The 22,149-nt window shown below is 63.3% G+C and carries 23 protein-coding genes; 9 read left to right on the plus strand and 14 right to left on the minus strand.

Annotation, left to right across the window (positions count from 1 at the left end):
• Positions 1–77 precede the first annotated feature (77 nt).
• Genes HMPREF3172_RS00045 through glpX form a run of 3 tightly spaced genes read right to left on the minus strand, consistent with a single transcriptional unit; the run spans position 78 to position 3,261 of the window.
• Complete coding sequence (locus tag HMPREF3172_RS00045) at positions 78–1,481, minus strand: class II fumarate hydratase (RefSeq protein WP_082784787.1); 1,404 nt, start codon at positions 1,479–1,481, stop codon at positions 78–80.
• Positions 1,478–2,131, minus strand: a complete 654-nt coding sequence (locus HMPREF3172_RS00050; RefSeq protein WP_019175597.1) for a carbonic anhydrase — start codon at positions 2,129–2,131, stop codon at positions 1,478–1,480. Before HMPREF3172_RS00050 ends, HMPREF3172_RS00045 begins: the two co-directional genes overlap by 4 nt.
• Entirely contained in the window at positions 2,131–3,261 is a 1,131-nt protein-coding gene (glpX, locus tag HMPREF3172_RS00055) for a class II fructose-bisphosphatase (RefSeq protein WP_083272006.1), read from the minus strand. The genes HMPREF3172_RS00050 and glpX overlap by 1 nt, the downstream gene beginning before the upstream one ends.
• A gap of 99 nt (positions 3,262–3,360) precedes the next feature.
• Here glpX and HMPREF3172_RS00060 point away from each other — a divergent pair, with 99 nt between their 5' ends.
• Positions 3,361–3,930, plus strand: a complete 570-nt coding sequence (locus HMPREF3172_RS00060) for a DUF4245 domain-containing protein (RefSeq protein ID WP_070428038.1) — start codon at positions 3,361–3,363, stop codon at positions 3,928–3,930.
• An 81-nt stretch (positions 3,931–4,011) separates the two neighbouring features.
• Here HMPREF3172_RS00060 and HMPREF3172_RS00065 read toward each other — a convergent pair whose 3' ends face one another.
• Both HMPREF3172_RS00065 and xseA read right to left on the minus strand, forming a co-directional pair.
• Positions 4,012–4,269, minus strand: coding sequence for an exodeoxyribonuclease VII small subunit (locus HMPREF3172_RS00065; RefSeq protein WP_061944103.1), 258 nt, complete (start codon positions 4,267–4,269; stop codon positions 4,012–4,014).
• A complete protein-coding gene (gene xseA / locus HMPREF3172_RS00070; RefSeq protein ID WP_070514606.1) occupies positions 4,262–5,584 on the minus strand; it encodes an exodeoxyribonuclease VII large subunit in 1,323 nt (440 codons plus the stop codon). Before xseA ends, HMPREF3172_RS00065 begins: the two co-directional genes overlap by 8 nt.
• Positions 5,585–5,702: 118 nt before the next feature.
• On the opposite strand from xseA, the gene HMPREF3172_RS00075 reads away from it, so the two are divergent.
• Positions 5,703–6,758 carry a 4-hydroxy-3-methylbut-2-enyl diphosphate reductase gene (locus HMPREF3172_RS00075; protein WP_062019795.1) on the plus strand — a complete coding sequence of 352 codons (1,056 nt, stop codon included), beginning with the start codon at positions 5,703–5,705 and terminating at the stop codon, positions 6,756–6,758.
• A gap of 42 nt (positions 6,759–6,800) precedes the next feature.
• Here HMPREF3172_RS00075 and HMPREF3172_RS00080 read toward each other — a convergent pair whose 3' ends face one another.
• The gene (locus HMPREF3172_RS00080) at positions 6,801–7,928 is read right to left on the minus strand and encodes a DNA recombination protein RmuC (protein WP_070514608.1); all 1,128 of its coding nucleotides are present in this window, start codon (positions 7,926–7,928) and stop codon (positions 6,801–6,803) included.
• A gap of 103 nt (positions 7,929–8,031) precedes the next feature.
• On the opposite strand from HMPREF3172_RS00080, the gene HMPREF3172_RS00085 reads away from it, so the two are divergent.
• A complete protein-coding gene (locus HMPREF3172_RS00085) occupies positions 8,032–8,274 on the plus strand; it encodes an LLM class flavin-dependent oxidoreductase (RefSeq protein WP_082790969.1) in 243 nt (80 codons plus the stop codon).
• Between the two features lie 94 nt (positions 8,275–8,368).
• On the opposite strand, the gene HMPREF3172_RS00090 is transcribed toward HMPREF3172_RS00085, so the two are convergent.
• Positions 8,369–9,892 (minus strand): SulP family inorganic anion transporter, encoded by a 1,524-nt coding sequence (locus HMPREF3172_RS00090; RefSeq protein WP_062019801.1) that lies wholly within the window; start codon positions 9,890–9,892, stop codon positions 8,369–8,371.
• Between the two features lie 196 nt (positions 9,893–10,088).
• On the opposite strand from HMPREF3172_RS00090, the gene HMPREF3172_RS00095 reads away from it, so the two are divergent.
• Together HMPREF3172_RS00095 and HMPREF3172_RS10480 are read left to right on the plus strand one after the other, a co-directional pair.
• Complete coding sequence (locus tag HMPREF3172_RS00095) at positions 10,089–10,472, plus strand: MerR family transcriptional regulator (RefSeq protein ID WP_062019803.1); 384 nt, start codon at positions 10,089–10,091, stop codon at positions 10,470–10,472.
• A 17-nt stretch (positions 10,473–10,489) separates the two neighbouring features.
• The gene (locus HMPREF3172_RS10480) at positions 10,490–10,774 is read left to right on the plus strand and encodes a hypothetical protein (RefSeq protein ID WP_070576606.1); all 285 of its coding nucleotides are present in this window, start codon (positions 10,490–10,492) and stop codon (positions 10,772–10,774) included.
• Between the two features lie 199 nt (positions 10,775–10,973).
• Here HMPREF3172_RS10480 and HMPREF3172_RS10215 read toward each other — a convergent pair whose 3' ends face one another.
• The 3 genes from HMPREF3172_RS10215 to HMPREF3172_RS00110 are packed head-to-tail and all read right to left on the minus strand — an operon-like array spanning position 10,974 to position 14,352.
• Positions 10,974–12,260 carry a relaxase/mobilization nuclease domain-containing protein gene (locus HMPREF3172_RS10215; protein WP_070576604.1) on the minus strand — a complete coding sequence of 429 codons (1,287 nt, stop codon included), beginning with the start codon at positions 12,258–12,260 and terminating at the stop codon, positions 10,974–10,976.
• On the minus strand, positions 12,257–12,847 hold the full coding sequence (locus tag HMPREF3172_RS00105; RefSeq protein WP_070514611.1) for a hypothetical protein: 591 nt from the start codon (positions 12,845–12,847) through the stop codon (positions 12,257–12,259). The genes HMPREF3172_RS10215 and HMPREF3172_RS00105 overlap by 4 nt, the downstream gene beginning before the upstream one ends.
• Positions 12,844–14,352 (minus strand): hypothetical protein, encoded by a 1,509-nt coding sequence (locus HMPREF3172_RS00110; RefSeq protein WP_256173093.1) that lies wholly within the window; start codon positions 14,350–14,352, stop codon positions 12,844–12,846. The genes HMPREF3172_RS00105 and HMPREF3172_RS00110 overlap by 4 nt, the downstream gene beginning before the upstream one ends.
• Between HMPREF3172_RS00110 and HMPREF3172_RS00115 the strand changes: the two genes are divergently transcribed.
• The gene (locus HMPREF3172_RS00115) at positions 14,282–14,818 is read left to right on the plus strand and encodes a hypothetical protein (RefSeq protein ID WP_176745932.1); all 537 of its coding nucleotides are present in this window, start codon (positions 14,282–14,284) and stop codon (positions 14,816–14,818) included. The genes HMPREF3172_RS00110 and HMPREF3172_RS00115 overlap by 71 nt on opposite strands.
• A 370-nt stretch (positions 14,819–15,188) precedes the next feature.
• On the opposite strand, the gene merA is transcribed toward HMPREF3172_RS00115, so the two are convergent.
• Entirely contained in the window at positions 15,189–16,610 is a 1,422-nt protein-coding gene (gene merA, locus HMPREF3172_RS00125) for a mercury(II) reductase (RefSeq protein ID WP_070514612.1), read from the minus strand.
• A gap of 107 nt (positions 16,611–16,717) precedes the next feature.
• Here merA and HMPREF3172_RS00130 point away from each other — a divergent pair, with 107 nt between their 5' ends.
• Both HMPREF3172_RS00130 and HMPREF3172_RS00135 read left to right on the plus strand, forming a co-directional pair.
• On the plus strand, positions 16,718–17,107 hold the full coding sequence (locus HMPREF3172_RS00130; protein WP_070514614.1) for a heavy metal-responsive transcriptional regulator: 390 nt from the start codon (positions 16,718–16,720) through the stop codon (positions 17,105–17,107).
• Positions 17,108–17,144: 37 nt separating this feature from the next.
• On the plus strand, positions 17,145–17,978 hold the full coding sequence (locus HMPREF3172_RS00135; protein WP_070514616.1) for an LLM class flavin-dependent oxidoreductase: 834 nt from the start codon (positions 17,145–17,147) through the stop codon (positions 17,976–17,978).
• 40 nt (positions 17,979–18,018) lie between these two features.
• On the opposite strand, the gene HMPREF3172_RS00140 is transcribed toward HMPREF3172_RS00135, so the two are convergent.
• The gene (locus HMPREF3172_RS00140) at positions 18,019–18,852 is read right to left on the minus strand and encodes a hypothetical protein (protein ID WP_070514618.1); all 834 of its coding nucleotides are present in this window, start codon (positions 18,850–18,852) and stop codon (positions 18,019–18,021) included.
• Between the two features lie 138 nt (positions 18,853–18,990).
• Positions 18,991–19,332 (minus strand): TIGR00366 family protein, encoded by a 342-nt coding sequence (locus HMPREF3172_RS00145; RefSeq protein ID WP_256173094.1) that lies wholly within the window; start codon positions 19,330–19,332, stop codon positions 18,991–18,993.
• A gap of 1,145 nt (positions 19,333–20,477) precedes the next feature.
• Between HMPREF3172_RS00145 and erm the strand changes: the two genes are divergently transcribed.
• Complete coding sequence (gene erm, locus HMPREF3172_RS00150) at positions 20,478–21,332, plus strand: 23S ribosomal RNA methyltransferase Erm (RefSeq protein WP_016456425.1); 855 nt, start codon at positions 20,478–20,480, stop codon at positions 21,330–21,332.
• A 70-nt stretch (positions 21,333–21,402) separates the two neighbouring features.
• Here the strand turns inward: erm and HMPREF3172_RS10755 are convergent, their stop codons facing one another.
• The gene (locus HMPREF3172_RS10755) at positions 21,403–21,756 is read right to left on the minus strand and encodes a type IIL restriction-modification enzyme MmeI (RefSeq protein WP_016423158.1); all 354 of its coding nucleotides are present in this window, start codon (positions 21,754–21,756) and stop codon (positions 21,403–21,405) included.
• Between the last annotated feature and the right edge of the window lie 393 nt (positions 21,757–22,149).

The following is a 22,149-nucleotide window of genomic DNA, read 5'->3' on the forward strand; positions in this document are numbered from 1 at the left end:
CGCCGACTCCGTGTGGAGCCGGCGGGCGCCCGTTCTGCTGTCAGGGGCTTGCCGAGACTGGTTTGCCCAGCGCTGCGTCAGCGGTTGTAGTTGCCGACCATGGTCATCACGTCGAGAGCCTTGTCGAGCTCTTCTTCCGTGATGGTGCCGTTTTCGACGTAGCCCAGGTCGATGGTGGCTTCCTTGACCGTCATCTTCTCTGCAACAGCGTGCTTGGCGATTGCTGCAGCTGCTTCGTAGCCGATGACCTTGTTCAGCGGGGTCACGATCGACGGCGATGCTTCGGCGAGGAAGCGGGCGCGCTCTTCGTTGACGGTCAGGCCGTCGATCATCTTTTCAGCCATGACGACCGAGGTGTTGGCCATCAGGCGGATGGATTCCAGCAGGTTCGCAGCCATGACCGGGATGCCCACGTTGAGTTCGAAGGCGCCGTTGGTCGAGGACAGCGAAATGGTGGTGTCGTTGCCGATGACCTGAGCCGAAACCATGATTGCGGCTTCGCAGATGACCGGGTTGACCTTGCCGGGCATGATCGACGAACCGGGCTGGAGGTCCGGGATGTGGATTTCGCCCAGACCCGTGTTGGGGCCCGAACCCATCCAGCGCAGGTCGTTGTTGATCTTCATGTAGCTGTAGGCAATGGTGCGCAGCTGACCGGAGACCTCCACGAGGCCGTCGCGGTTGGCCTGTGCTTCGAAGTGGTTGCGCGCTTCCGTAATGGGCAGGCCGGTCTGTTCGGCCAGCAGTTCGATGACGCGCTTGGAGAAGCCGTCGGGCGTGTTGATGCCGGTGCCGGTGGCGGTGCCGCCCTGCGGGACTTCAGCCACGCGGGGGAGCGAGGCTTCGATGCGCTCGATGCCGATGCGAACCTGTGCGGCGTAGCCGGAGAATTCCTGGCCGAGCGTCACAGGTGTGGCGTCCATCAGGTGCGTACGGCCGGCCTTGACGACGTCCTTCCAGGCTTCGGCCTTCTTTTCCAGCGATTCGGCGAGCGTGCGCATAGCCGGAATGAGGTCGTTGACCAGTGCGCCGGTGACGGCAACGTGCACCGAGGTGGGGAAGACGTCGTTGGAGGACTGGGACGCGTTCACGTGGTCGTTGGGGTGAACCTCGATGCCCTTGTCCTTGAGGATCTGGGTGGCGAGGTTGGCCAGGACTTCGTTCGTGTTCATGTTCGAGGATGTGCCCGAACCGGTCTGGAACACGTCGATGGGGTACTCGCCGTTGTGCTTGCCGGCGATGACTTCGTCAGCTGCCTGGGCGATGGCTTCGGCGCGCTCGGCATCGAGAACGCCAAGTTCCTGGTTGGCGCGCGCCGCGGCTTTCTTCACCTGACCGAGAGCTGCGATATGGGCGTTTTCGAGGGTCTTGCCCGAAATGGGGAAGTTCTCGACGGCGCGCTGGGTCTGCGCGGCGTAGAGGGCGTCCTTGGGGACTTTGACTTCGCCCATGGTGTCGTGTTCGATGCGGAATTCTGTCACTGTGCTGCCTCCGTGAGTTCCTTTTCCGTGGCCGCTTCGCCGCCGATCTGGGCGACGATCTTGGCGCGGCCGTCTTTGAGCTTGTAGGTCATGCCGACGATCATGAGCTGGCCGGAGTCGACCAGCTCTTTGAGGATTTGAGAGCGTTCGTACAGCAGGTGCACCGTGTCGACGGTGTTCTGGTGTACAGCGCCGCCGATGTCATTGAAGCCGTCGCGACGAGCGTGGATGACGGTCGGCAGGAGTCGTGAGACGACGTCGTAGACGAATCCATTGGGCGTTTCGCCGGTTTCGAGGGATTCGACTGCGGCGGTTACAGCCCCGCAGCTGTCGTGGCCCAGCACGATCAGCAGCGGCGTGCCGAGGTTGGATGCCCCGTATTCGAGGCTGCCGATGGTGACCGCGTCCGTGACCTGGCCGGCTGTGCGGACGACGAACATTTCGCCAAGACCGACGTCGAAGATCATTTCCGCGGCAACGCGCGAATCAGCACAGCCGAACAGTGTTGCGTAGGGGTGCTGGTGGTCGGTCAGCGTGCTGCGGTGCTTGGAGTTCTGGTTGGGGTGCGACGGGGTGTCTGCAACAAAGCGCTTGTTGCCTTCCATCAGGTGGTCGAGTGCCTGCTGCGGAGAAAGATTGCGTGCCGGCATCAGACCAGACCTCGCGCAGCGGCTTCCTTTGCCGCTTCTTCGTAGGAGTGGGTCTTCTCAAGAAGGTGTTCCGCCATGACGGTGCGGACCGTGCCGGACTTTGAACGCATGACGAGTGATTCGGTGACGACGCGCTTGCCTTCGTAGCGAAGACCGCCCAGGAGGTCGCCGCCGGTGATGCCCGTGGCGACGAAGTACGTGTTGTCGCCGGTGACGAGGTCGTCCGTGCTGAGCACGGCGTCGACGTCGAGACCCGCGTCGATTGCACCCTGGCGTTCAGCGTCGTCCTGTGGCCACAGGCGACCCTGGATGACGCCGCCGAGGGCCTTGATTGCGCAGGCCGAGATGATCCCTTCGGGGGTTCCGCCGATGCCCATGAGCATGTCGATTCCAGTGCCGGGGCGGCAGGCTGCGATGGAGCCCGCGACGTCGCCGTCGGAGATGAGCTTGACGCGTGCGCCGGCGTCGCGGACCTGCTGGATGAGGTCTTTGTGGCGGGGACGGTCGAGGATGACGACGGTGACCGAGGAAGGGTTGCCGGGGTTGCCCTTGGCCTTTGCAACGCGGCGGATGTTTTCGTCCACCGGCAGGCGAAGGTCAACGTAGTCTGCGGCGTCGGGGCCGACGACGAGCTTTTCCATGTAGAAGACAGCCGAAGGGTCGTACATGGAGCCGTCTTCAGAGACCGCCATGACGGAAATCGCGTTGGGCATGCCCTTGGCGGTCAGCGTGGTGCCGTCGATGGGGTCGACTGCGACATCGCACAGAGCACCGTCGCCGTTGCCGACTGCTTCGCCGTTGTACAGCATGGGGGCTTCGTCTTTTTCGCCTTCGCCGATTACGACGGTGCCGTTCATGGTGACGGTTGAAATGACATTGCGCATGGCGGCAACTGCGGCGCCGTCGGCGGCCAGTTTGTCGCCACGTCCCACCCACGGGGCTGCCGCGATTGCGGCGGCTTCTGTGACGCGGACGAGTTCGAGTGCGAGGTTGCGGTCGGGTTCGCCGGCCTGCGTGCGCAGACGCTGCGTCCATTCATCGGTGACGGCCTGAGGCGGGGCAGAAGCCCGTCCGCCGTTGTGGTGGCCTTTGACAGTCGGGTTTTCTGCCGGTGTTTCGCTGGTGCTCATAGTCCTTATTGTGCCACCCGGCTGTGACACAGCGAACTCAGATGGGCCAAGGGGTGGGTGGGTGTGCGTTTGCGTTCGCGCTCCGAGACAATAGGGGGCGTGTCTGAGAAGAAGCCCGTTCCCGGTTCGCGGGAAGAAATGCGCCAGATCCGCCTGACGTCGAACTGGGTCAATATGATCATCGCCCTGCTCATCTGCTTCGGCGTGGTGTTCGTCGTTTTTATGCTCGTTCCGCAGCCGAAGGGCGATCCTACGCGCAGCGTTGATGTTGCCTCGATCGGCCAGGCTGCCGAGGATCACGCCGGCTTCGATCTCTACACACCGAAGCTTCTCGAGGACTGGAACGCCAATGACGCCCACTTCACCAAGATGGGCCACCCTGAGGCAGATACGTGGTACGTGTCGATGGTCGGCCCCCAGGACCAGTGGGTTTCTGTTCGCCAGTCTGAGGGCGACGATGATTGGCTCGCCTCCGTTCTCGACGGCGCTGTCGAACGCGGAAAGTCGGACATCGACGGTGTGAAGTTCACCGAATACGAATCGAAGGACCTCACCCAGCAGGCGCTGGTGGGCAAGATTGCCGGAACAACGGTCGTCCTCAAGGGCTCAGCCCGGTGGGAGAGCTACCACGAATACGCGAAGCAGGCCGTCGAGCAGCTGAACGGCTGAGTGCTTCTTTCACTGGCTCTGCTCCAGCGTGGCTGCTGAACGCCGTTGAGCGGTCGGAAACCGCCGCTGAAGCTGCAGCCTTTATTCAGCGGACTCCGTGGTGTTTTCGCGCTTGGCCTGAGCCTCGTTGAGGGTTTCGCGGGCACCGTCGAGCCATGCTTGGCACCTGTCGGCGAGTTCTTCTCCGCGCTGCCACAGGCGCAGTGATTCTTCCAGCGGCAGGTTGCCGCCTTCGAGTGTGCGCACGACAGTGACGAGTTCGTCGCGCGCCTGTTCGTAGCTCATGTTCTGCGCATCCGACGGTGCGGCGGTGCTTTCGGGCATGGTGTTCTCAGTCATGTGAATCTGTTCCTTCCGTGGGGCGTCCGGGGCCGTCGGTGTTGGCGATTTCAGTGACGTCGGCGGTGAAGACACCGCGTTCGACTGTGATGGTCAGGTGATCGCCGGGTGTAAGTGTTTCCGCAGAGCGCACGGCGGTTCCGTCAGCGCTCTGCACCACGGCGTAGCCGCGGGCCAGGGTGTTCAGCGGTGACAGCGAGCGAACCTGGGTGCGCAGATGCTGGACTTCCGCCAAGCCGGACTGCACTGCTGCATTGCCCAGCTGCCAGGCGCGTTCGCGCCAGTTTTCGACATCCCGTTGGCGTGAGGTGATCATCTGCTGCGGTTCAGCAAGGACAGGCCTTGAGCGCACGGATTCCAGTGCTGTGAGTTCCCGGGCGATGAACCTTTCCAGCGCTCCGTCCAGCTGGGCGCGGGCCTGGAGGATCTTCATGTTCTCTTCGTGGACGTCCGGCACGATTCTCTTGGCAGCGTCGGTCGGCGTGGACGCGCGCAGGTCCGCGACTTCGTCGAGGATGGGGTTGTCGGCTTCGTGCCCGATGGCTGACACCACGGGGGTGGTGGCATCAGAGACCGCGCGGATGAGCGTTTCGTTGGAAAACGGCAGGAGGTCTTCCATGCTGCCACCGCCGCGGGCGATGACGATGACGTCAATGGTGGGGTCGCTGTCGAGTTCGCGCAGTGCGCTGATGATCTGGCCGACCGCGGTTGTTCCCTGCACCGCTGTGTTGCGAACTTCGAACTGCACGGCCGGCCAGCGCAGTGTCGCGTTGCGCAGGACGTCCTTTTCGGCATCGGAGTTCCGTCCGGTGATGAGCCCGATTCTGCCGGGCAGGAACGGCAGCGGCTTTTTGGCCGCGGGGTCGAAAAGGCCTTCAGCCGCCAGTTGACGGCGCAGGCGTTCCAGCCGGGCGAGGAGTTCGCCAAGACCGACCGGGCGGATGTCGCGAGCGCGCATGGACAGGCGTCCGGCTTTGCCCCAGAAGTCTGCTTTGAGCTGCACGACGATGTGCGAGCCTTCTTCGATGGGGGATTCGAGCCTTTCGAGGACGTCGTTGAACACCTGCACGGGCAGCGACATTTCTTCGTTGAGGTCCCGCAGCGTGAAGTAGCTGACCCGGCCGCGCCGGTTGAACTGGATGACCTGGCCTTCGACCCACACGACCGACATGCGGTCGATGTACTCTTTCATCTTGCGCGACAGAAGAGCCAGGGGCCACGGGTTGTCCGCAGTGGTGTCGCCGGCCAGTGCGGGCAGGGGGCGTGGGGTGTGCGCGCCCAGTGTTCCCGGGGTTCCGCTGATCCGCTGTGCCACGCTTCCTCCGCTTCTGCTGCCGTCGCTTGGGGTTGTCGGGAAGTCTAACGCCAGGTGCTGACACAGAATTCTCATAGGCGCTTCCTACAATGGTGGCGTGAGTACTGTGAGCGTTCCCATGCCGGCCATGCCTCGTGTGCGCAAAGAGCCGAGTGAAATCCGACAGCCCGAGAGCGCTAAGCAGGTTCTGCTGGCGGCTCCCCGCGGTTACTGTGCGGGCGTTGATCGTGCTGTCATCGCCGTTGAACGTGCCCTTGAGCACTATGGTGAGCCCGTTTATGTTCGGAAGGAGATCGTCCACAACCGCCATGTTGTTGAGACGCTCACCGAGCGCGGCGCGATCTTCGTCGATTCCGCCAATGATGTTCCCGAAGGCGAACGCGTGGTGTTCTCTGCCCACGGTGTGTCTCCGGAGGTGCACGCCAAGGCCGCTGCGCGCAATCTCGAGACGATTGACGCCACCTGCCCGCTGGTGACGAAAGTACACCGTGAGGCAATCCGCTTTGCCAAAGAGGGCTACCTGATCGTCCTTGTGGGCCACGATGGTCACGAAGAAGTCGAGGGCACGATGGGCGAAGCCCCTGACCACATTGTGCTGGTGCAGAACCCGGATGAGGCTCGCACGGTCGATCTGGGTGATCCCGAAAAGCTCATTTGGATTTCGCAGACCACCCTGTCGGTGGACGAAACCATGGAAACGGTCAATATTCTGCGTGAGCGCTACCCTCAGCTGCAGGATCCGCCGAGCGATGACATCTGCTACGCCACCCAGAACCGTCAGGTTGCGGTGAAGAAGATCGCACCGCAGGCAGATTTGGTGATCGTTGTGGGTTCGGCGAATTCGTCGAACTCGGTGCGTCTTGTCGAAGTTGCTCTGGAAGCCGGAGCGAAGGCCGCGCACCGGGTGGACTTTGCGCGCGAAGTCGACGAAGAGTGGTTCCACGATGTCGCCACCGTCGGTGTGACCAGCGGTGCTTCTGTTCCCGAGGTTCTGGTGCAGGGAGTGCTGAAGCTTCTGGCCGAGTACGGCTACACGGATGTCGAAGAAGTGCAGACCGCTACCGAGGACCTGATGTTTTCGCTGCCGCGCGAACTGCGCAAGGACCTCAAGGCTGCCGGACACAAGACGTCAAACAAGAAGGATGGCGCGGACCGCGAACACGACCTGCGCTGACGTTTCTTAAACGTCACACAGCCTGCCGCTCAGCCGGCCAGATCAGTGATCTGGCCGGCTGAGTTCGTCTGCGCTGGGTTTGCGCACAGCGGCGTCGAGACCGGGCAGGGCATCGATCTGTTCGGTGCTCAGGCCTGTGTGGGTGAACTTCCGTGCAGTTACCAGGAACCTGCTTTCAAAGGACCCAATGAACGTGTTGTAGTCGCCGACCGCTCGCTGCAGTGCCGTACCGACTCGGGCTGCGTGACCGGCAAGCGTTCCCACGCGGTCGTAGAGTTCCCGGCCCAACTGCAGGACTTCTTCTGCGGAGCTGCTGATGGCTTCGTGCCGCCAGCCCATGGCTGCGGTCTTCAGCAGCACGAGGAGGGTCGAAGGGGAGGCAATGACGACATTGCGCAACATCGCCTGTTCGATGAGCTGTGGGTAAGCAGCCGCGGCCTCTGACAGGAGGGAATCGCTGGGCACAAAGCAGACGACGAAGTCAGGGGAAGCGGCGAACTGCTTCCAGTACTCCTTTGATGCCAGCGAGTCGACGTGCCGCAGGAAGGCACGCGCGTGTTCGTCCGCGGCGGGCTTGCCGTTCTCTTCTGCCCGCAGGCGTGCTGACAGCGGTGCTTTTGCATCGACGACGATGGTTCCGCCGTGGGGCAGGTTGATGACCATGTCGGGGCGGAGGGCGGAGTGTGCTGTGGTCACGCGGACCTGAGTGTCGAAGTCGACGTGTGGAAGCATTCCCGCGTATTCGACGATCCTGCGCAGTTGAACCTCACCCCACGCACCGCGGGACGAGGTCGCGTTGAGCGCCTGTCCAAGCCGTCCGGTCGATTCGCGAAGGTCCCGGTTCTGCTGGCTTAAGTGAGTGAGCTGTTCGCTCAGCCTGGTCATCTGCTCAATGCGCTGGCGCTCTGTTTCGGTGAGGTCTTCCTGCAGCCGGCGCACTCCGGCTGCAAGAGGGCCGACAGCGCCGGTGAGTTCGCCGGCTAGGCGCGCATCAGCCTCCAGTGCTTCGGAACGGTCAGTCAGAAGCTGCTGGGCTGTTTCCGCTTGAGCAAGCCTGGTGGACATTTCCGAGCGGGTGCGCGCTGAACCGAACAGGAAGCCGATAACAGCACCGAGCGCGAGGAAGACGATCGCTGCAACGGCGGCGGTGACGAGGGCTGCTGTAGTCATGCCCCCAGTGTGCACTGAGGCACTGACATAACCAGGGGCAGCTGTTTTCGGATCAGATTCAATCCAAGGGGAATAGTCAAAGGTTCAACTTTGTTTGGCTGGCATGAAGTCTTTTGGATTCCTCAGCTTCGGGCATTACGTGCCGGGCAGTGACCTTGATGCCAAACAGATGCTCACTGACGCGGTTGATATCGCGCAGGGTGCCGACGAACTTGGTGTCAACGGCGCCTATTTCCGTGTTCACCACTTTGCGCCGCAGTCGGGTTCGCCCATGCCGCTGCTGGCGACGATTGCGGCCAAGACGCGCAACATCGAAGTCGGCACCGGTGTCATCGACCTGCGTTAGCGCATCTCATGGTTGTGACGTTGGATAGCGGCTGCCGCCCGCGGCTGCGCCGCGGTTGCCCCCAACGTGACCGACTGGCCCACCCGAGCCCCTGTCAGTGACCGTTGCCGAGTCCTCCCGTGAGTCGGGCGTGGAACGCAGTCGTGAACTCGTTCATCCCGACGAACTCGACCGCCTTGCCGTGCTGTTCGTATTTGGTCTCGATTGCGTCGAGCGCCGCGACGGTGGAGGCATCCCAGATGTGGGATCTCGTGAGGTCGATGATGACTCGGTCAGGGTCGTCGGCGTACTCGAACATGGTGGTGAGGTCGTTGCTGGAGGCGAACAGGAGCTGACCCTCGACTGTGTAATGCGCGATCCGAGCGCCATCATGTTCAGTGATCTCACGCTTTACGTCGATGAGGTGGGCGACGCGGCGCACGAACATCACAGAGGCGACGAACACGCCGACGACGACACCGACGGCGAGGTTGTGGGTGGCGACGACGACGGCGACGGTGATGACCATGACGGTCGTCTCGCTCTTAGGCATCCGGCGCAGGGTGGAGGGCTTGATGGAGTGCCAGTCGAAGGTACCTACGGAGACCATGATCATCACCGCGACCAGCGCCGCCATGGGGATGATCGCAACGATGTCGCCGAGGACGACGATGAGGACCAAGAGGAACACACCTGCGAGGAACGTCGAGATGCGGGTGCGGGCCCCGGACACCTTCACGTTGATCATGGTCTGCCCGATCATCGCGCAGCCGCCCATGCCGCCGAACAGGCCGGAGAGCAGGTTCGCGACGCCCTGCCCCCAGCTCTCCCGGGTCTTGTTTGAGTGGGTGTCGGTCACATCGTCCACGAGCTTCGCCGTCATGATCGATTCCATCAGGCCTACCAGCGCCATCGCGAGGGCAAACGGCGCGATGATCGTGAAAGTCTCCCATGTCAGCGGCACATTCGGTATGAACAGCTCGGGAAGGCTGCGCGGCAGCTCACCCTTGTCGCCGACTGCGGGTACGTTGATCGCGAAGACGACCACGGCGGCGGTCACCAGAGCGATCGAGACCAGTGGGGCCGGTATGACCTTGGTGATCTTCGGCATGAAGACCATGATCAGCAGCCCGACCGCGACGAGGGGGTAGACCATCCAGGGCACGCCGATGAGTTCGGGCACCTGTGCCATGAAGATGAGGATCGCCAGCGCGTTGACAAAGCCGACCATGACGCTGCGCGGGATGAATCGCATGAGCCTGGCGACTCCGAAGACGGCGAGGAGGATCTGGAAGACCCCAGCCAGAAGCACCGTCGCGATGAAGTAGTCCAAGCCGTAGTCGCGGGCGACGGGGGCGATAACGAGAGCGATAGCGCCCGTCGCCGCGGTGATCATGGCGGGTCTGCCACCGAGGAACGCGATGGACACTGCCATCACGAATGAGGAGAACAAGCCCACACGTGGATCGACGCCCGCGATGATCGAGAACGAGATCGCCTCAGGAATGAGCGCCAGCGCCACGACCAGGCCTGCGAGAACTTCGCGGGTGAGAATGCGCGGGGTCTTCAGTGCGGTGAGCACCGACGGTTCGGGCCGGTACCGACCCTTGTCTTCTTTGGTCGCAGTGGGCACGGCCATGCGGTACCTCCATCTGTTCAGGGCGGCGCTCTCAGGCCGAGAGCGGAGAATGTCTGGTGGTGCGCGACAACGCGCGGCTTCGCCTGGTGATAGATCGCCACGGCGGAGGCATGTCCAGCTCATGTGGACACGAGAGTCAACACTAACGTAACGTGAGAGTTGTGTCGAACTGAGACGATGAGATGAGGAGGCCTCCGTGCCCGAAGCGGGAATGATGCACATCGGAGAGCTGGCTGAGCGGACAGCTCTGTCGCAGCGCACGATCCGCCACTACGACGAGATCGGACTCTTGACGCCCTCCGGACGCTCCGAGGGCGGGTTCCGGCTCTACACTGAGGGCGATCTCGGCAGACTCCTGCTGATCCGGCGCATGAAGCCACTGGGATACTCGCTCGATCAGATGGGCGACCTGCTCCGGGCGCTCGACGGCGCGGATGGCGTCGGTGCTGCCGCCGAGAGCGCCCGGCGGGCGCTGAACGATTTCCGCACCGACGCGGATGAACGCCGCGCGAAGCTTGCCAAGCAGCTTGACGCCGCTGACGAGTTCATCGGCCTGCTCGCCGCGCACTCCTCGGACTGAGTCGAAGCAGACACACGATGCGCTATCTGTGCCAGCGAGGCCACTTCGGCAACCCGCGGCCCTTCCAGGCCGGCAACCCAGCGGACGGATGCGAAGAGCCCGTAGCCGGCCCCGGCGAAGCCCACGGTGACCACGAGCCAGCGCCCGATGCCGAGCCACAGGCTCCCGTCCACGTCGAGCGCCCACTGAGCGCCTGTGATGAGCCCGGCGATCGCCATCCAGAGCCCAGCGACGACCACGACCACTGGCAGGAAAGCGAGGCACATCGCGGCGGCAGCCGACCAGAGCTGACGAGCCTCTAGCTTCGCCGTCGCCGCCAGGATCCGCTCGGCACGCTCGTTCGACGCGTCGAGGTTCGCGGTCATCGTGGCGGAGGCCTCCCCGGCGACCTGCTCGACGGCCTTCTCGACCCGCTCCTCGGTGCGCTTCTCGATCCGCTGCACGGCTCCGCCGACCTGGCTCACGAGCTTCTGGTTCGCTGCGGCCTGCGTCTTCAGCCCCTCAATCGCCGAGGCCGTAGCCGCGCGATTCTTCTGCGCCTCCGCGACCAAGCTCCGCGACGCGGCGTTCAAGCTCTCGCCGTTGAGACTCTGCGCGAACTCGCCGAGCGTGCTCGCGATCTCGTTCTGCCTGCTCTCGATGCTCGCGATCCTCGCGGACACGTCGCTGGAGGGCGAGGAGGTCGACGCCGGGGCCGTGATCCGCTCCAGCCGCCTCGTCGTCTCCTCGTCCATGACCTTCACGAACCCCGCGAGCTTCTTCTGCTGCTCGGTCAGCGTGGCGATCCTCGCATTCTGCGCCTCGACGGCGGCGAGGATCGAGGTCAACAACTCCATCATCTCCGGACTGCCGAGCTGCTGCTGCGACTGTACGGGCCCGTTCTGCTGCTTCAGCCTGTCGAGTGCTGCGCTCATAGTCCTGCTCCTTCTGCTGCTGGTGGTAGTCGAAGAACGCCTGCGCGCCCTCCGGGGTGAAGTCCGCCGAGAGTGCACTCGCGCGCTTGCGGCGCTCGGCGCGCCCGGACTCGCCGCGGCGGTCCTCGATGTAGAGCGTCCAGGTCTCCTGCCCGGCGCGCCTGCCCTTCTTGCTGACGGGGCTGTGCAGCCGCATCCGCGGCACCCGCTCCCCGTCATCGCCGAGCTGCTGGTTCTGCTCCTCGATCACCGCTTCGAGACCGGCCTTGTCCACCGCGCGGGGGTCGGCCAGCGCCGCGCTCATCCGGTCACCCATCTCGCGGTCGAGCGATCCCTCGGCGAAGTCCTCTCGGCGCAGCTCCCAGTCCTTCGGCGCGTGCTCCAGCCGCTTCACGACCGAGAGCCCGTGATCGCGCATCAGCTCGTCGTTTGCCGACTGCACGCCCTTCTGGTTCCCGGCCTTGCGGTCGTGGAACGTGCGATAGTCCGAGAGCGCCTTTCCCGTGCGGTTGTTGTGATTGAGAACCAAAATATGGTTGTGCGGCTTCTTTCCCCGCCCATCCACATGACTGACGACGAGGCAGTCCGAATCCGGGTGCATCTTCTTCGCGAGCTGGTAGCCCAGATCGTTCACCCTCTGCACGTCCTCCGGATTCTTCGGATCGAACTCTTCGTCGCTGAACGACTGGCGGTAATGCAGCGCCTCGACCTCGCGCGTCGTGTTCTGCGTCAGCGCCCGAGCGCGCGCCGAGAACGCGCCGAGGCCTCCCGGCACATCGCACGTGATCGCTACGCCCCGCGCGTCCTCCTTGCCACGGATATAGCGCTCCGTGTCGGCGGCACTGGCGCTCGGGCTGTAGTGCGTCGTGCTCATGAGGCCGTCCGATCCCCGAGCAGGGCGCGAACCTCGCGCAGCAGCTCGATCAGCTCGGGCACCTCCGCCGACAGCGCCACCGACTCACCGGCCCGCGCGCGGCGGTCCAGATCGTTCACGTTGATCGCCAGCGGGCGCACCTGCGCGGCAAGCTCGCGAGCGTCCGCCGACGCCTGCACGCGCGCCTCGCCCCAGAGCAGGTGCGCGGCCACGGCAGCGTCCAGCTCCTCGCTCCGAGAGGCGTGGAGCGCGTCGCGCACCACGGCCCGCACCCACGCGCTCGGAGCCAGCCCGAGCCGCTTCGCACGAGTGCGCAACGCCGCGAGCGTCTCCTCGCCGAAGTCGGTATCGAGCTTCGCGCGGCCCCCACGACGACGCTTCGCGCCACCGTGACTCTGCCGCACAGCTTCCACAGCAAACCGACCGATGTTCACCTGGGAGTCGGCCTGCTGCTCCACCTGTACGCCAGAGTGGCAAGCAGTAGCCGCGTCGGACATTTCGCTGACGCTCATGTCCTCCCCGGCTGCTTGCGAGGGGCCTCCGGCCCCCTCGACCCCCTGGAAGAGCGCATCGCGTTTGGTGCTCATCGCACACCTCCCGCGACCAGCAGCCCACCGTTCGCGCGGAGGCGCTCGACCTTCGCTTCGAGGGCCTTCCGCTTGGCGTCGGCACGACGCTTGCGCTCCTCCTCGGAGAGCGCGGGACAGTCGTCGCCATGACGCGCATAGGTGCCCGACTGCGGCGTCGAACAGGTGCACAGCTTCAACTCACGGTTGTGCTCCTCCAGCTCGGCGAGACGCTTGCGCTGCTGTTCCTCGACGATCTCGCGGTCACGCTTCGCCGCCTCCTCCGCCACGGCGATTTCCTCAGCGCTCGGCTGGATCGGCTGGCCGACCCCGGCGAACTCCGCGAACAGATCGTGCCCGTCGATCGCGTCCAGCTCGGGGCGGGCGATCCGATCGTGCTGCTTGACGATCGGCGCGACCGTGCGCGCCTCGATCTCACAGCGCACGCGCTCCCGCTCCGCGGTGTCCCTGATCGCCTTGCATCTGCGCGCCAGCAGTTCGAGGTCCTGGCGCATGTGCTCGTACCGTTCGTAGCTCCGGTACTCGCGGGTGCCGTTGAGCACGCCGGAATTCACAAAGATCGAGAACTCCCGCTCGGCGACCGGAATGATCACCGGGAAGCGACGGAACCCCTGCCCGAGGTTCTCCGCCTGGTGCTTGACCCGCACGCCTCCCTGCATCGACTCGTACTCGCCAGCCAGGCCCCGGAGGAACTCCTCGTAGCCCTCCGGACCCGTCACGATGTTCACCCGGTTGAGCAGCTGGGTCTTCGACCCCTTGATGTTCACGATCGGCTTCTCGTCCGGCTCACGCCACGGGCCGAGGATGCGGAAGAGCATTCCGCGGCTCTTTGCCGTGCAGATCATGTCGCCAACCCGCATGTCCTCCCAGATCACGACCGGCTCGCCGTCGTACCCCTCCCAAGAGACGTTCTCGCCGCCCACCTTGAAGTACGGCTTATCCGCGTCCGGGGCCAGAGCGCGAGCGAGCGCCTTCGCAAGCAGATCCTTGCCCGTGCCGCCTTCGCCGAACACGTAGAAGTTCATGACCGACTCAGGCGCGTCTTGATACGCGAGGAAGTCGCCCCGCAACTTCTGGAAATGCGCCAGGTTTCCCTTCGCGAAGTAGATCGCGGGCTCCTGATCGCGAACCTGCTTCAACGTCAGCGAGCCCTTGCCCACGGCCTGGAAGAGCTTGCTGAGCTTCGCACCCCCGCCACCCTCCGCGGCGTTGCGGCGCATCGCCATGTGCGCGTCCAGTTCCCGCCCGAAATCGAAGTTCGCGACGATCCGCCCACGGCCGTACTGATATTTGCCAGGCATGCCCTCCTGCGTCTTGTCCACGAGGTAATGCCGATCCGACTGGTGGATGCCCGGGATGGCGTTCTTCCCCCGCGACTCATGCGGCAGGTACTCAGCGAGATCGAAGAACGCCTTCTCTGCCGCGTCGCGAACCTTGGTCGCGGAGGCGCAGAAGAATCGCGCGGCTACGGCCTCGGCGATTGAGGGTCTGAAGGTGCAGGCCACAACGAACCAGAAGCTTGTGAGCCAGGTCGGCGGCGCGGTGCAGCGGATCGAGAAGCGTACTGAGGAGCGGGTCGAGAAGGCCGTCGAGCAGGTCGCCGGGGAGGCCTCGGCCACGATGACCGCGAACCTCGACGCCTCGAACGAGCGCGCCGAGCGGATGATGGCGGCGACGGCGAAGCTCGAAGCGCGTCAGCTCTGGTCGGCCGCCGCTGCGATGTGCCTCGCCCTGCTGCCGGTGGTCGTGGTCGTCGCCGGGCTCTGGATGGGCATCGCCGGTCTCATCACGGGCGCTCAGTGGGCGCTCGCCGTGGACGGGCGCATCTGGCTCGGCATCGGGCGCTGGCTCGTGGTCTCCGTGGGTCTCGCCGGGGCCGGCTACGGGCTCTTCGCGTCCGTCCGCTCGGCCGCCGGTCTCGTGGAGACGTGGAAGGGTCGCGGGGTGCCGAAGTGGCCGAGGTGGCGATGATGGCTGGATCCGCTCGAGCTACCGGTTCCGATCAGCGGTCGAAGGATTTTCGCAGCAGCCGGTCCTGCGGCCTCGGTGCCGCCGCCCTAACCTGACGAGCATCCCCGCCGTGACGGCCATCACGACGGCGATCCCGGCACCGATGATCCAGGGGTTACCGAGGAGCCCACCGACGCCCGCGAGTGCTCCGCCCGCCGCGATGAGCGGCAGGCCGCAACAGAGCAGCAACGGAAGCGCGCAGCATGCCAGCAAGAGCAGTCCGGTCCCTGCAGCGACGACGGGACCGGCGCGCCGTTCGTCGCGGTCCTGATCGGCGCTCGTCGTCTGCACCTCTTCAGGATGAGATCTCCCCGATTGCCTGCGCTGCCGGTCATGCGCAGCACGACAGCAGCGACGGGTCGGTGGCGAAGGCCTTCGCGGCGATCCGGATGCCCTCGGCCATCGTCAGGTAGGGAGCCCAGGCGTCGGCGATCTCGGCGACGGTCTTGCCGAGCACGTGGACACCGGCGGCGGCGAGCTCTCCGGCGTCCTTGGCGACGGCGGTCAGGCCGAGGATCTCGTTCGTGTCGGCGTTCACGACGATCTTGATGAACCCGCGGGTGTCGCGGTTGACCAGCGCGCGGGGCACGTGGTGCAGCGGCAAGACGCGGCAATCGCAGCGGATCCCCGCAGCAAGCACTTCCTTCTCGGTCATCCCGACCGCTCCGATCGCGGGCCCGGTGAACGTCACCCGCGGCAGGCGGGAATAGTCGACGGCACGATCGGCGTCGGCGAACGCGTTCTCGGCGACGAGGGTGCCGTGGTGGGCGGCGACGTAGACGAACTGGGGGTGCCCGGTCACGTCGCCTGCGGCCCAGATCCGCGGGTTCGAGGACCGCAGCCGGTCGGAGACGACCACCTCGCCGGAGTCCCCGGTCTTCACCCCGACCGCATCGAGGTTCAGGCCATCGGTGACGGGACGGCGTCCGAGGGCGACGAGCACCTGCTCGGCGCGGAACTCCTGCGAGTCGCCGGACACGTCGGCGGTCACGACGGCCTCGCCTCCCGTGCCGCGGGAGACCCGGGTGGGCACCACGCGGCGGACGACGCGGATGCCTTCGTCGGCGAACGCCTCCTGAAGCGCCTTGGACACCTCCGGCTCCTCCTTCGAGGCGAGCCGGGACCGCACCAGCAGCGTGACCTGCGAGCCGAGGCGAGCGAACAGCTGCGCCTGCTCCAGGGCGACGTAGCCGCCGCCGAGCACCAGCAACGACTCAGGAACCTCAGCGAGTTCCATTGCCGTGGTCGAGGTCAGGTACCCGGTCTCCTCCAGGCCGTCGATCGGCGGAGCCCACGGGCGAGAACCAGTCGCGACCAGGAAGTGGTCGGCCTCGATGGTCTCGACCGTCCCGTCGCCGGCGATGATCTCCAGTACCGGGGCGTCTGGGCCGCCGGCGAACGATGCATCGCCGCGGCGGACCTGCCAGCCGTAGGAGTCGGCGACGTCGGCGTACTTCTCGCCGCGCAGCGACTCGACCAGCGCCTGCTTCCCGGCGATCAGCGCAGGCATGTCCACTGTCTCAGCCGTCGCCGCGATCCCCGGGAACCGGCCTGAAGCGTCGGCGGCGACGTGACGGGTGTCGGCAGCGGCGATGAGGGCCTTCGACGGCACGCAGCCGGTGTTCACGCAGGTGCCGCCGAGCGTCCCGCGCTCCATCATCACCACCGACTTGCCGAGCGTGGTCGCACGGATGGCGGCGGCGAATGCTCCGCCTCCGGATCCGATGATGGCGAGGTCGTACTTGGTAGGCATCGCAGCTCCTGTCAACACTTGGTCTTCCGGTCTGTCTCAGCCATACTGGACCTTCCAGTGCAGGGGAAGGTCAAGAGGACTTCTGCCGAAAAAAGAGGGGGCCTGCGATGCGCATCGGGGAACTCGCCGAGCGGGCGGGAACGACGGCGAAGACGCTGCGGTTCTACGAGGAGCAGGGCCTGCTGCCGCCGGCCGAGCGCACGCCGTCCGGATACCGCGACTACGCGCCCGAGACGGCCGCCCGGATCGACTTCGTCCACCGCGGCCAGGCCGCGGGCCTCACCCTCGCCCAGATCCGCCAGATCCTCGAAATCCGCGACGGCGGCGCTGCTCCCTGCGAGCACGTGCGCGACCTCCTCGACGCACGCCTCGCCGAGATCGAGCAGCAGATCGCCCAGCTCGCCGCGCTGCGCGACACCATCACCGAGCTCAGACGCGACGCCGCGCAGCCCGACCCCGACTCGTGCAGCGCGGACCAGGTCTGCCGGTACCTGTAAACGGCAGAGCCGTTCGCGCCAACGCCACAAGCCCGACATGCGCTACGAAAACCCGTTGTACCTGGCGGAGGAAGCCGCCGCGCTCGACCTCTTGTCCGATGGACGGGTGGCGCTGGGAATCTCGCGCGGCTCACCAGAACCGGCTGAGCGCGGCTGGGAGGCCTTTGGCTACACGGGCTCCACCGACCCGCGCGGAGCCGATATCGCGCGCGAAAAGTTCCCACATTTCATGGCGGCGATCCGCGGTGAAGGCATGGTCGAACCTGCCAGGCAGCAATCCGGCTTCCCGCCCTCACCGGCTGATGAACACGGGCGTCTGCGCATTGAACCGCACTCACCAGGGCTTGACCGACGCATCTGGTGGGGTGCCGGCAGCCGCGAAACAGCAGTGTGGGCCGCGCAGCAGGGCGTCAACCTCATGTCCTCGACCCTCCTGACCGAGGCCACGGGTGATTCTTTCGCACAGCTGCAGTCGGAGCAGATCGCACTGTTTCGCGATGCATGGAAAGAGGCCGGCCATGATTGGACGCCGCGCGTGTCCGTTTCACGCAGCATTTTCCCGATCGTCAACGAACTCGATGCCATGTATTTTGGCGCTCGCGGCCAGGGTGCGAACGACCAGATCGGCGTCATTGACGGTTTTCGCTCTACGTTCGGCAAGACCTACGCGGCGGAGCCAGACCAGCTGGTCGAACAGCTCAATCAGGACACCGCGCTCATGGACGCTAACAGCGTCATGCTCACCATTCCCAGCCAGCTCGGTGTTGATTACAACCTACACATTTTGGAAGCTTTCGCCACACACGTTGCGCCTGAACTCGGTTGGCAGCCAGCTTGGCAGGGCCCTACGGAGGGTTATCCCGGCAGCTGATCTGGGAGAAACCCGCCGGGGCAGCCAGCCCGCCCGGCACTTAGGCGGGGGAGTGGGGTGACTGTGGCGGCGCCTCGTCAGCGGGGCCCGTAGGCTGCTGCCCAGCAGCAGGCGGCTTGGTGCCGCGCTGGGTGAAGAACTCAACCGCAAGCAGACCGCCTCCGGCGATCAAGACCAAGGACATCACGGCCAGGAGACCAAGACCCACGTGCGGGAACATGCCGGAGAAGACATAGGGCAGGCGGGCCAGGACAGTGAAGATGCCCAGCAGGCCCGCCAGCGCACCCGCACCGCCGGCAATCAGTTTGAGGATGGGCTTCTTCGTGATGATCGCAGCGATTGCAGTGCCGATTGCGCCCAGGCACAGCAGCATGACGAGGATGCCCGCGAAGGTTCGACCGCTCACCATGACCGAGAACGAAAAGAAGTTCAGGGTGCCGTGGTCGCCCAGTATGTCGACCATGGCGAACGGCAGAAAAAGGCTGATGATTGCCAGGAGCGCTGCGGCTGGCAGGCCAAAGGATGCCCAGCATGCAAAGGTGCCGATCTTGCCGCTGCCCTGTGCGCCGTGCTTGTTGAGGAAGTCCTGTGCTTCTGCGCTGGAGCGTTCAACCGTCGGCGCAACATGGGTGGTGTAGGCGTCCTTCGCGCTGGCAGTGAAGTTGCGGAAGCCGGAGCTGAGCTGCTCGCCGAACTGGTCGAAGGACTGGTGCTGATCATTGTGGATCTCGCCGCGGTCAAGAGCTGCGCGGTACTCCTCAACCGTCGGCGGCCGTCCCTGGGAGGTGCGGAAAGCCTGAGCCCATTCTTCGGGGGTGGGCTTGCGGTTCGGCTGCTGAGGATCAGCGGGGTCGGTGTGCTCGGCTGGTGCCACGGGATTCCTTCCGTGCGGTGTCGGCGGGGACAGGCGGGAAATTTCGAGCTTCGCTACCCCAATCTACATTTTGAAACGGCAGCCGAGCATACCTTAGGTGATTCAGAGCTGACGAGAGATTGAATTCCTCAGCAGTGGTTACCACCCAAGAACGGGAACCAGAAGGAAGATCGTTCCCGAGATCAGCATGAGTACGAGCATGGCAGTCATGCAATATCCCCAAATATCCTTGAGTCCAAGCTTCGACAATCCCAATGTCGGCAGAACAAAGAACGGCTGCAGGAGGTTGGTGGTCATATCACCGACGGAAACCGCGTTGACCACGGTGGCTGGACTGATGTTCATATTCTGAACAGCTTCGATCATCACGGGGCCCTGCACCTGCCATTGGCCACCTGCGGAAGGCACGAAGATGTTGACAATCATGGCCGAGACATAGGCCAGCAGGAGGAATGTGCTGTCTGCGGTATTTCGACCCAAACCTTTTAAGAGAGAGACACAGACACGCATTGCAGGCACATGTCTACGACACAGAGCGTCCTCGTTGAGGGCACGCTGCAGGGGTTGCAGCTATGTGACACGGCCGGGATACTGCCACGCTGCAACACGTCCGTGGCGCGCCGTTGTGTGACACGCAACACAGGTGTTGTGTGTTCGTTTCGTAGTTTTGACCTCGTTTCGTAATTTGCCGATCAAAATACGAAAAAATTACGAAACGCTCTACCTGCGGTTTCGTGATTTCCGCAAACGAAAAGAACAAAACTACGAAACACGCGATAACGCTGTGACCTGCATAGACACGTCACATTTCGGCGGTGTTTCGTAATTTTGCGGTATTTCGACCCAAACCTTTTAAGAGAGAGACACAGACACGCATTGCAGGCACATGTCTACGACACAGAGCGTCCTCGTTGAGGGCACGCTGCAGGGGTTGCAGCTATGTGACACGGGACACAATCGCAATCAAGGTGTCTCTTCTTATTTAGATTTTCTTCAAAAGTGGAAAAATTACGAAACGAAAACCATTTACGCTGCTCAACGTATGTTTTTGTGTTTCGTAGTTTTGTTCTTTTCGTTTACGAGATTACGAAATGACCCGCAAATACCTACCGTGACCTGCGGTGATGTGTTTCGTATTTTTCTGCGTAATTTCACGTCGCCCGAAGCAGACACCCTGCCGTGTGCTTGCTGCAGGGCTGCGGCCGTCCCTCCATGTGGAGCGTCAGTGTCGATGCTGTAACTTAAACGTACATACATTTGTGGCGCTCTCGTTACGTGTCTGTGCATTGCCGAGCTCTTTACTGTTGTGTGTGGGCGCGCAGCCGTAGTGTCCGTGCCACTCCGAGTAGGGCGCGTCGTACCCCAAACCCATGTTCAATTAAATTCCAATCCAGAGAGGTCTTGCACTGTTGCGGTGCGGTTGTCTTCTTTCTCACCGTATTGGACCCTGCGAAATTAATTGGATACGATAGGCCCATGTTGATTTCAGGTTCCGTTTTCATGCGGCCGCTCACCAGCCGCTAAGGCGGTTTTCTCCCTCCCGCAGGTTAGAAACCGCTCCGGTCCTTTAGCCGGGCGGCCATTTGCCATGCCCGGCTCCGTTTCAACTCCACGGAGCACACCTGATGTCTACATACGGATACGGCCGTCACGAACATGGCCAAAATTTTCTCACAGACCACAAGATCATCAACTCCATCGTCGATCTTGTAAAACAAACCTCCGGCCCCATCATTGAGATCGGGCCAGGAAGCGGTGCCCTCACTCACCCGATATCCCACTTGGGGAGGGCAATAACGGCAGTTGAGGTAGACGCAAAACTAGCTGCCAAACTCACAAAAAAGACCGCCTCGGCGTCGGTCGAAGTGGTCCATGATGATTTCCTCAACTTCCCGTTACCCGCCACTCCCTGCGTCATTGTGGGAAACATTCCCTTTCACCTCACCACTGCCATTCTTCGAAAGTTGTTGCATGCGCCGGCATGGACTGCCGCTGTACTCCTCATGCAGTGGGAAGTCGCTCGCCGCCGGGCCGGGGTAGGTGCAAGCACGATGATGACAGCTCAGTGGTCCCCATGGTTCACGTTTCACCTTGGTTCCCGAGTACCAAGGTCTGCTTTCCGGCCACAGCCAAACGTTGACGGGGGGATCTTAGTGATCCGCCGGGTGGGTGACCCGAAGATCCCGATAGAGCAACGCAAAGCCTTTCAGGCGATGGTGCACACCGTTTTCACCGCCCGGGGACGCGGGATAGGGGAAATTCTCCGAAGGGCAGGGTTGTTTTCATCACGTTCAGAGACACAATCATGGTTGCGCTCGCGAGGAATCGACCCCGCAACCCTACCTCCCAGATTGCACACCAGCGACTGGATCGATCTCTTCCAGGTGACTGGTTCCTCTTCACCGCGCCATCGGCCCATTTCACAATCGGGAAGTAGTCAACGCCCTCCTCAACGGAAAAATCGAGGCCGGCGGCGGTAATCCCCCCACCACCAAAACCGAAATCCACCAGTAGTAGTGAACGACCCATGTTCGTCTACCGTGAGCCGCGTTATGGCAGTGACGTGTTCTCGTCGGGCACAGTCATAGTTCCCGGCGTTGCCAGCGACAGGGTTCTACACCCAGCAGCGGGACCGATCAAAATCACCCGCACGGGGAACGACCCTGCTGGTGGTTTCGATTTTGATGAAAGCGAGGAGACATAGCCCCTCGCCAACTCCCCGTAGCTGGCGAACAGTAGCTCCTGGCGCTGGCGCTCGTTGGTGAGTTTGCGTGCCACATCGAAAGCCTTATCGACTTCCCGGTCCAAGTTGTTGTGAGCCTTGAGCAGAATTGGGTCCATCGATAACGGGTTGTAGTGCTCCGCGAGTGACCGCTGGGGGTGCCGCTCGCGTGCCCGCAGCACCAACTGTCCAGCGTCGATGATTCGCTGCTGCGCCTTCTCATCTAGTTCACACAGAGCTGGTCCGCAGTTGTAGCTCCCGATGTACTCCGAAAAACGGAAAAAATAAATAGTGGGGATACATCAACCTTCCACTTTCCATTCTTCCGGCTCAGAGTATTGAGGGGTCTGGGACCGGGTCCGTAAACCCTTTATGTTTTTCGCGCACAGCGGTTTTTAGCGACGCACCCTATAGGTTTTCCGCAGAACCTATATGTGTTTCTGTGCACCCCCATATGTTGTCTGTTTCTAGCGGTATTTCGTTGTACTTTGCGCATCGAATAGTTATTTATCGACGACACTCCGTCGAAATCGAAGCAAACCGGCTCTTCCGGTTCTAGAGTGCGTTGACCCGGG

Origin of the sequence: Brevibacterium sp. HMSC08F02, assembly GCF_001807555.1 — a bacterium.
GTDB classification, from domain to species: domain Bacteria; phylum Actinomycetota; class Actinomycetes; order Actinomycetales; family Brevibacteriaceae; genus Brevibacterium; species Brevibacterium ravenspurgense.

What these genes read in the sequence shown, in the direction of transcription:
- HMPREF3172_RS00050 (WP_019175597.1), bottom strand. Translation starts at nt 2,131, where the DNA reads ATGCCGGCACGCAATCTTTCTCCGCAGCAGGCACTCGACCACCTGATG.
- glpX (WP_083272006.1), bottom strand. Translation starts at nt 3,261, where the DNA reads ATGAGCACCAGCGAAACACCGGCAGAAAACCCGACTGTCAAAGGCCAC.
- HMPREF3172_RS00065 (WP_061944103.1), bottom strand. Translation starts at nt 4,269, where the DNA reads ATGACTGAGAACACCATGCCCGAAAGCACCGCCGCACCGTCGGATGCG.
- HMPREF3172_RS00075 (WP_062019795.1), top strand. Translation starts at nt 5,703, where the DNA reads ATGCCGGCCATGCCTCGTGTGCGCAAAGAGCCGAGTGAAATCCGACAG.
- HMPREF3172_RS00080 (WP_070514608.1), bottom strand. Translation starts at nt 7,928, where the DNA reads ATGACTACAGCAGCCCTCGTCACCGCCGCCGTTGCAGCGATCGTCTTC.
- HMPREF3172_RS00085 (WP_082790969.1), top strand. Translation starts at nt 8,032, where the DNA reads ATGAAGTCTTTTGGATTCCTCAGCTTCGGGCATTACGTGCCGGGCAGT.
- HMPREF3172_RS00090 (WP_062019801.1), bottom strand. Translation starts at nt 9,892, where the DNA reads ATGGCCGTGCCCACTGCGACCAAAGAAGACAAGGGTCGGTACCGGCCC.
- HMPREF3172_RS10480 (WP_070576606.1), top strand. Translation starts at nt 10,490, where the DNA reads ATGCGCTATCTGTGCCAGCGAGGCCACTTCGGCAACCCGCGGCCCTTC.
- HMPREF3172_RS10215 (WP_070576604.1), bottom strand. Translation starts at nt 12,260, where the DNA reads ATGAGCACGACGCACTACAGCCCGAGCGCCAGTGCCGCCGACACGGAG.
- HMPREF3172_RS00105 (WP_070514611.1), bottom strand. Translation starts at nt 12,847, where the DNA reads ATGAGCACCAAACGCGATGCGCTCTTCCAGGGGGTCGAGGGGGCCGGA.
- merA (WP_070514612.1), bottom strand. Translation starts at nt 16,610, where the DNA reads ATGCCTACCAAGTACGACCTCGCCATCATCGGATCCGGAGGCGGAGCA.
- HMPREF3172_RS00130 (WP_070514614.1), top strand. Translation starts at nt 16,718, where the DNA reads ATGCGCATCGGGGAACTCGCCGAGCGGGCGGGAACGACGGCGAAGACG.
- HMPREF3172_RS00135 (WP_070514616.1), top strand. Translation starts at nt 17,145, where the DNA reads ATGCGCTACGAAAACCCGTTGTACCTGGCGGAGGAAGCCGCCGCGCTC.
- erm (WP_016456425.1), top strand. Translation starts at nt 20,478, where the DNA reads ATGTCTACATACGGATACGGCCGTCACGAACATGGCCAAAATTTTCTC.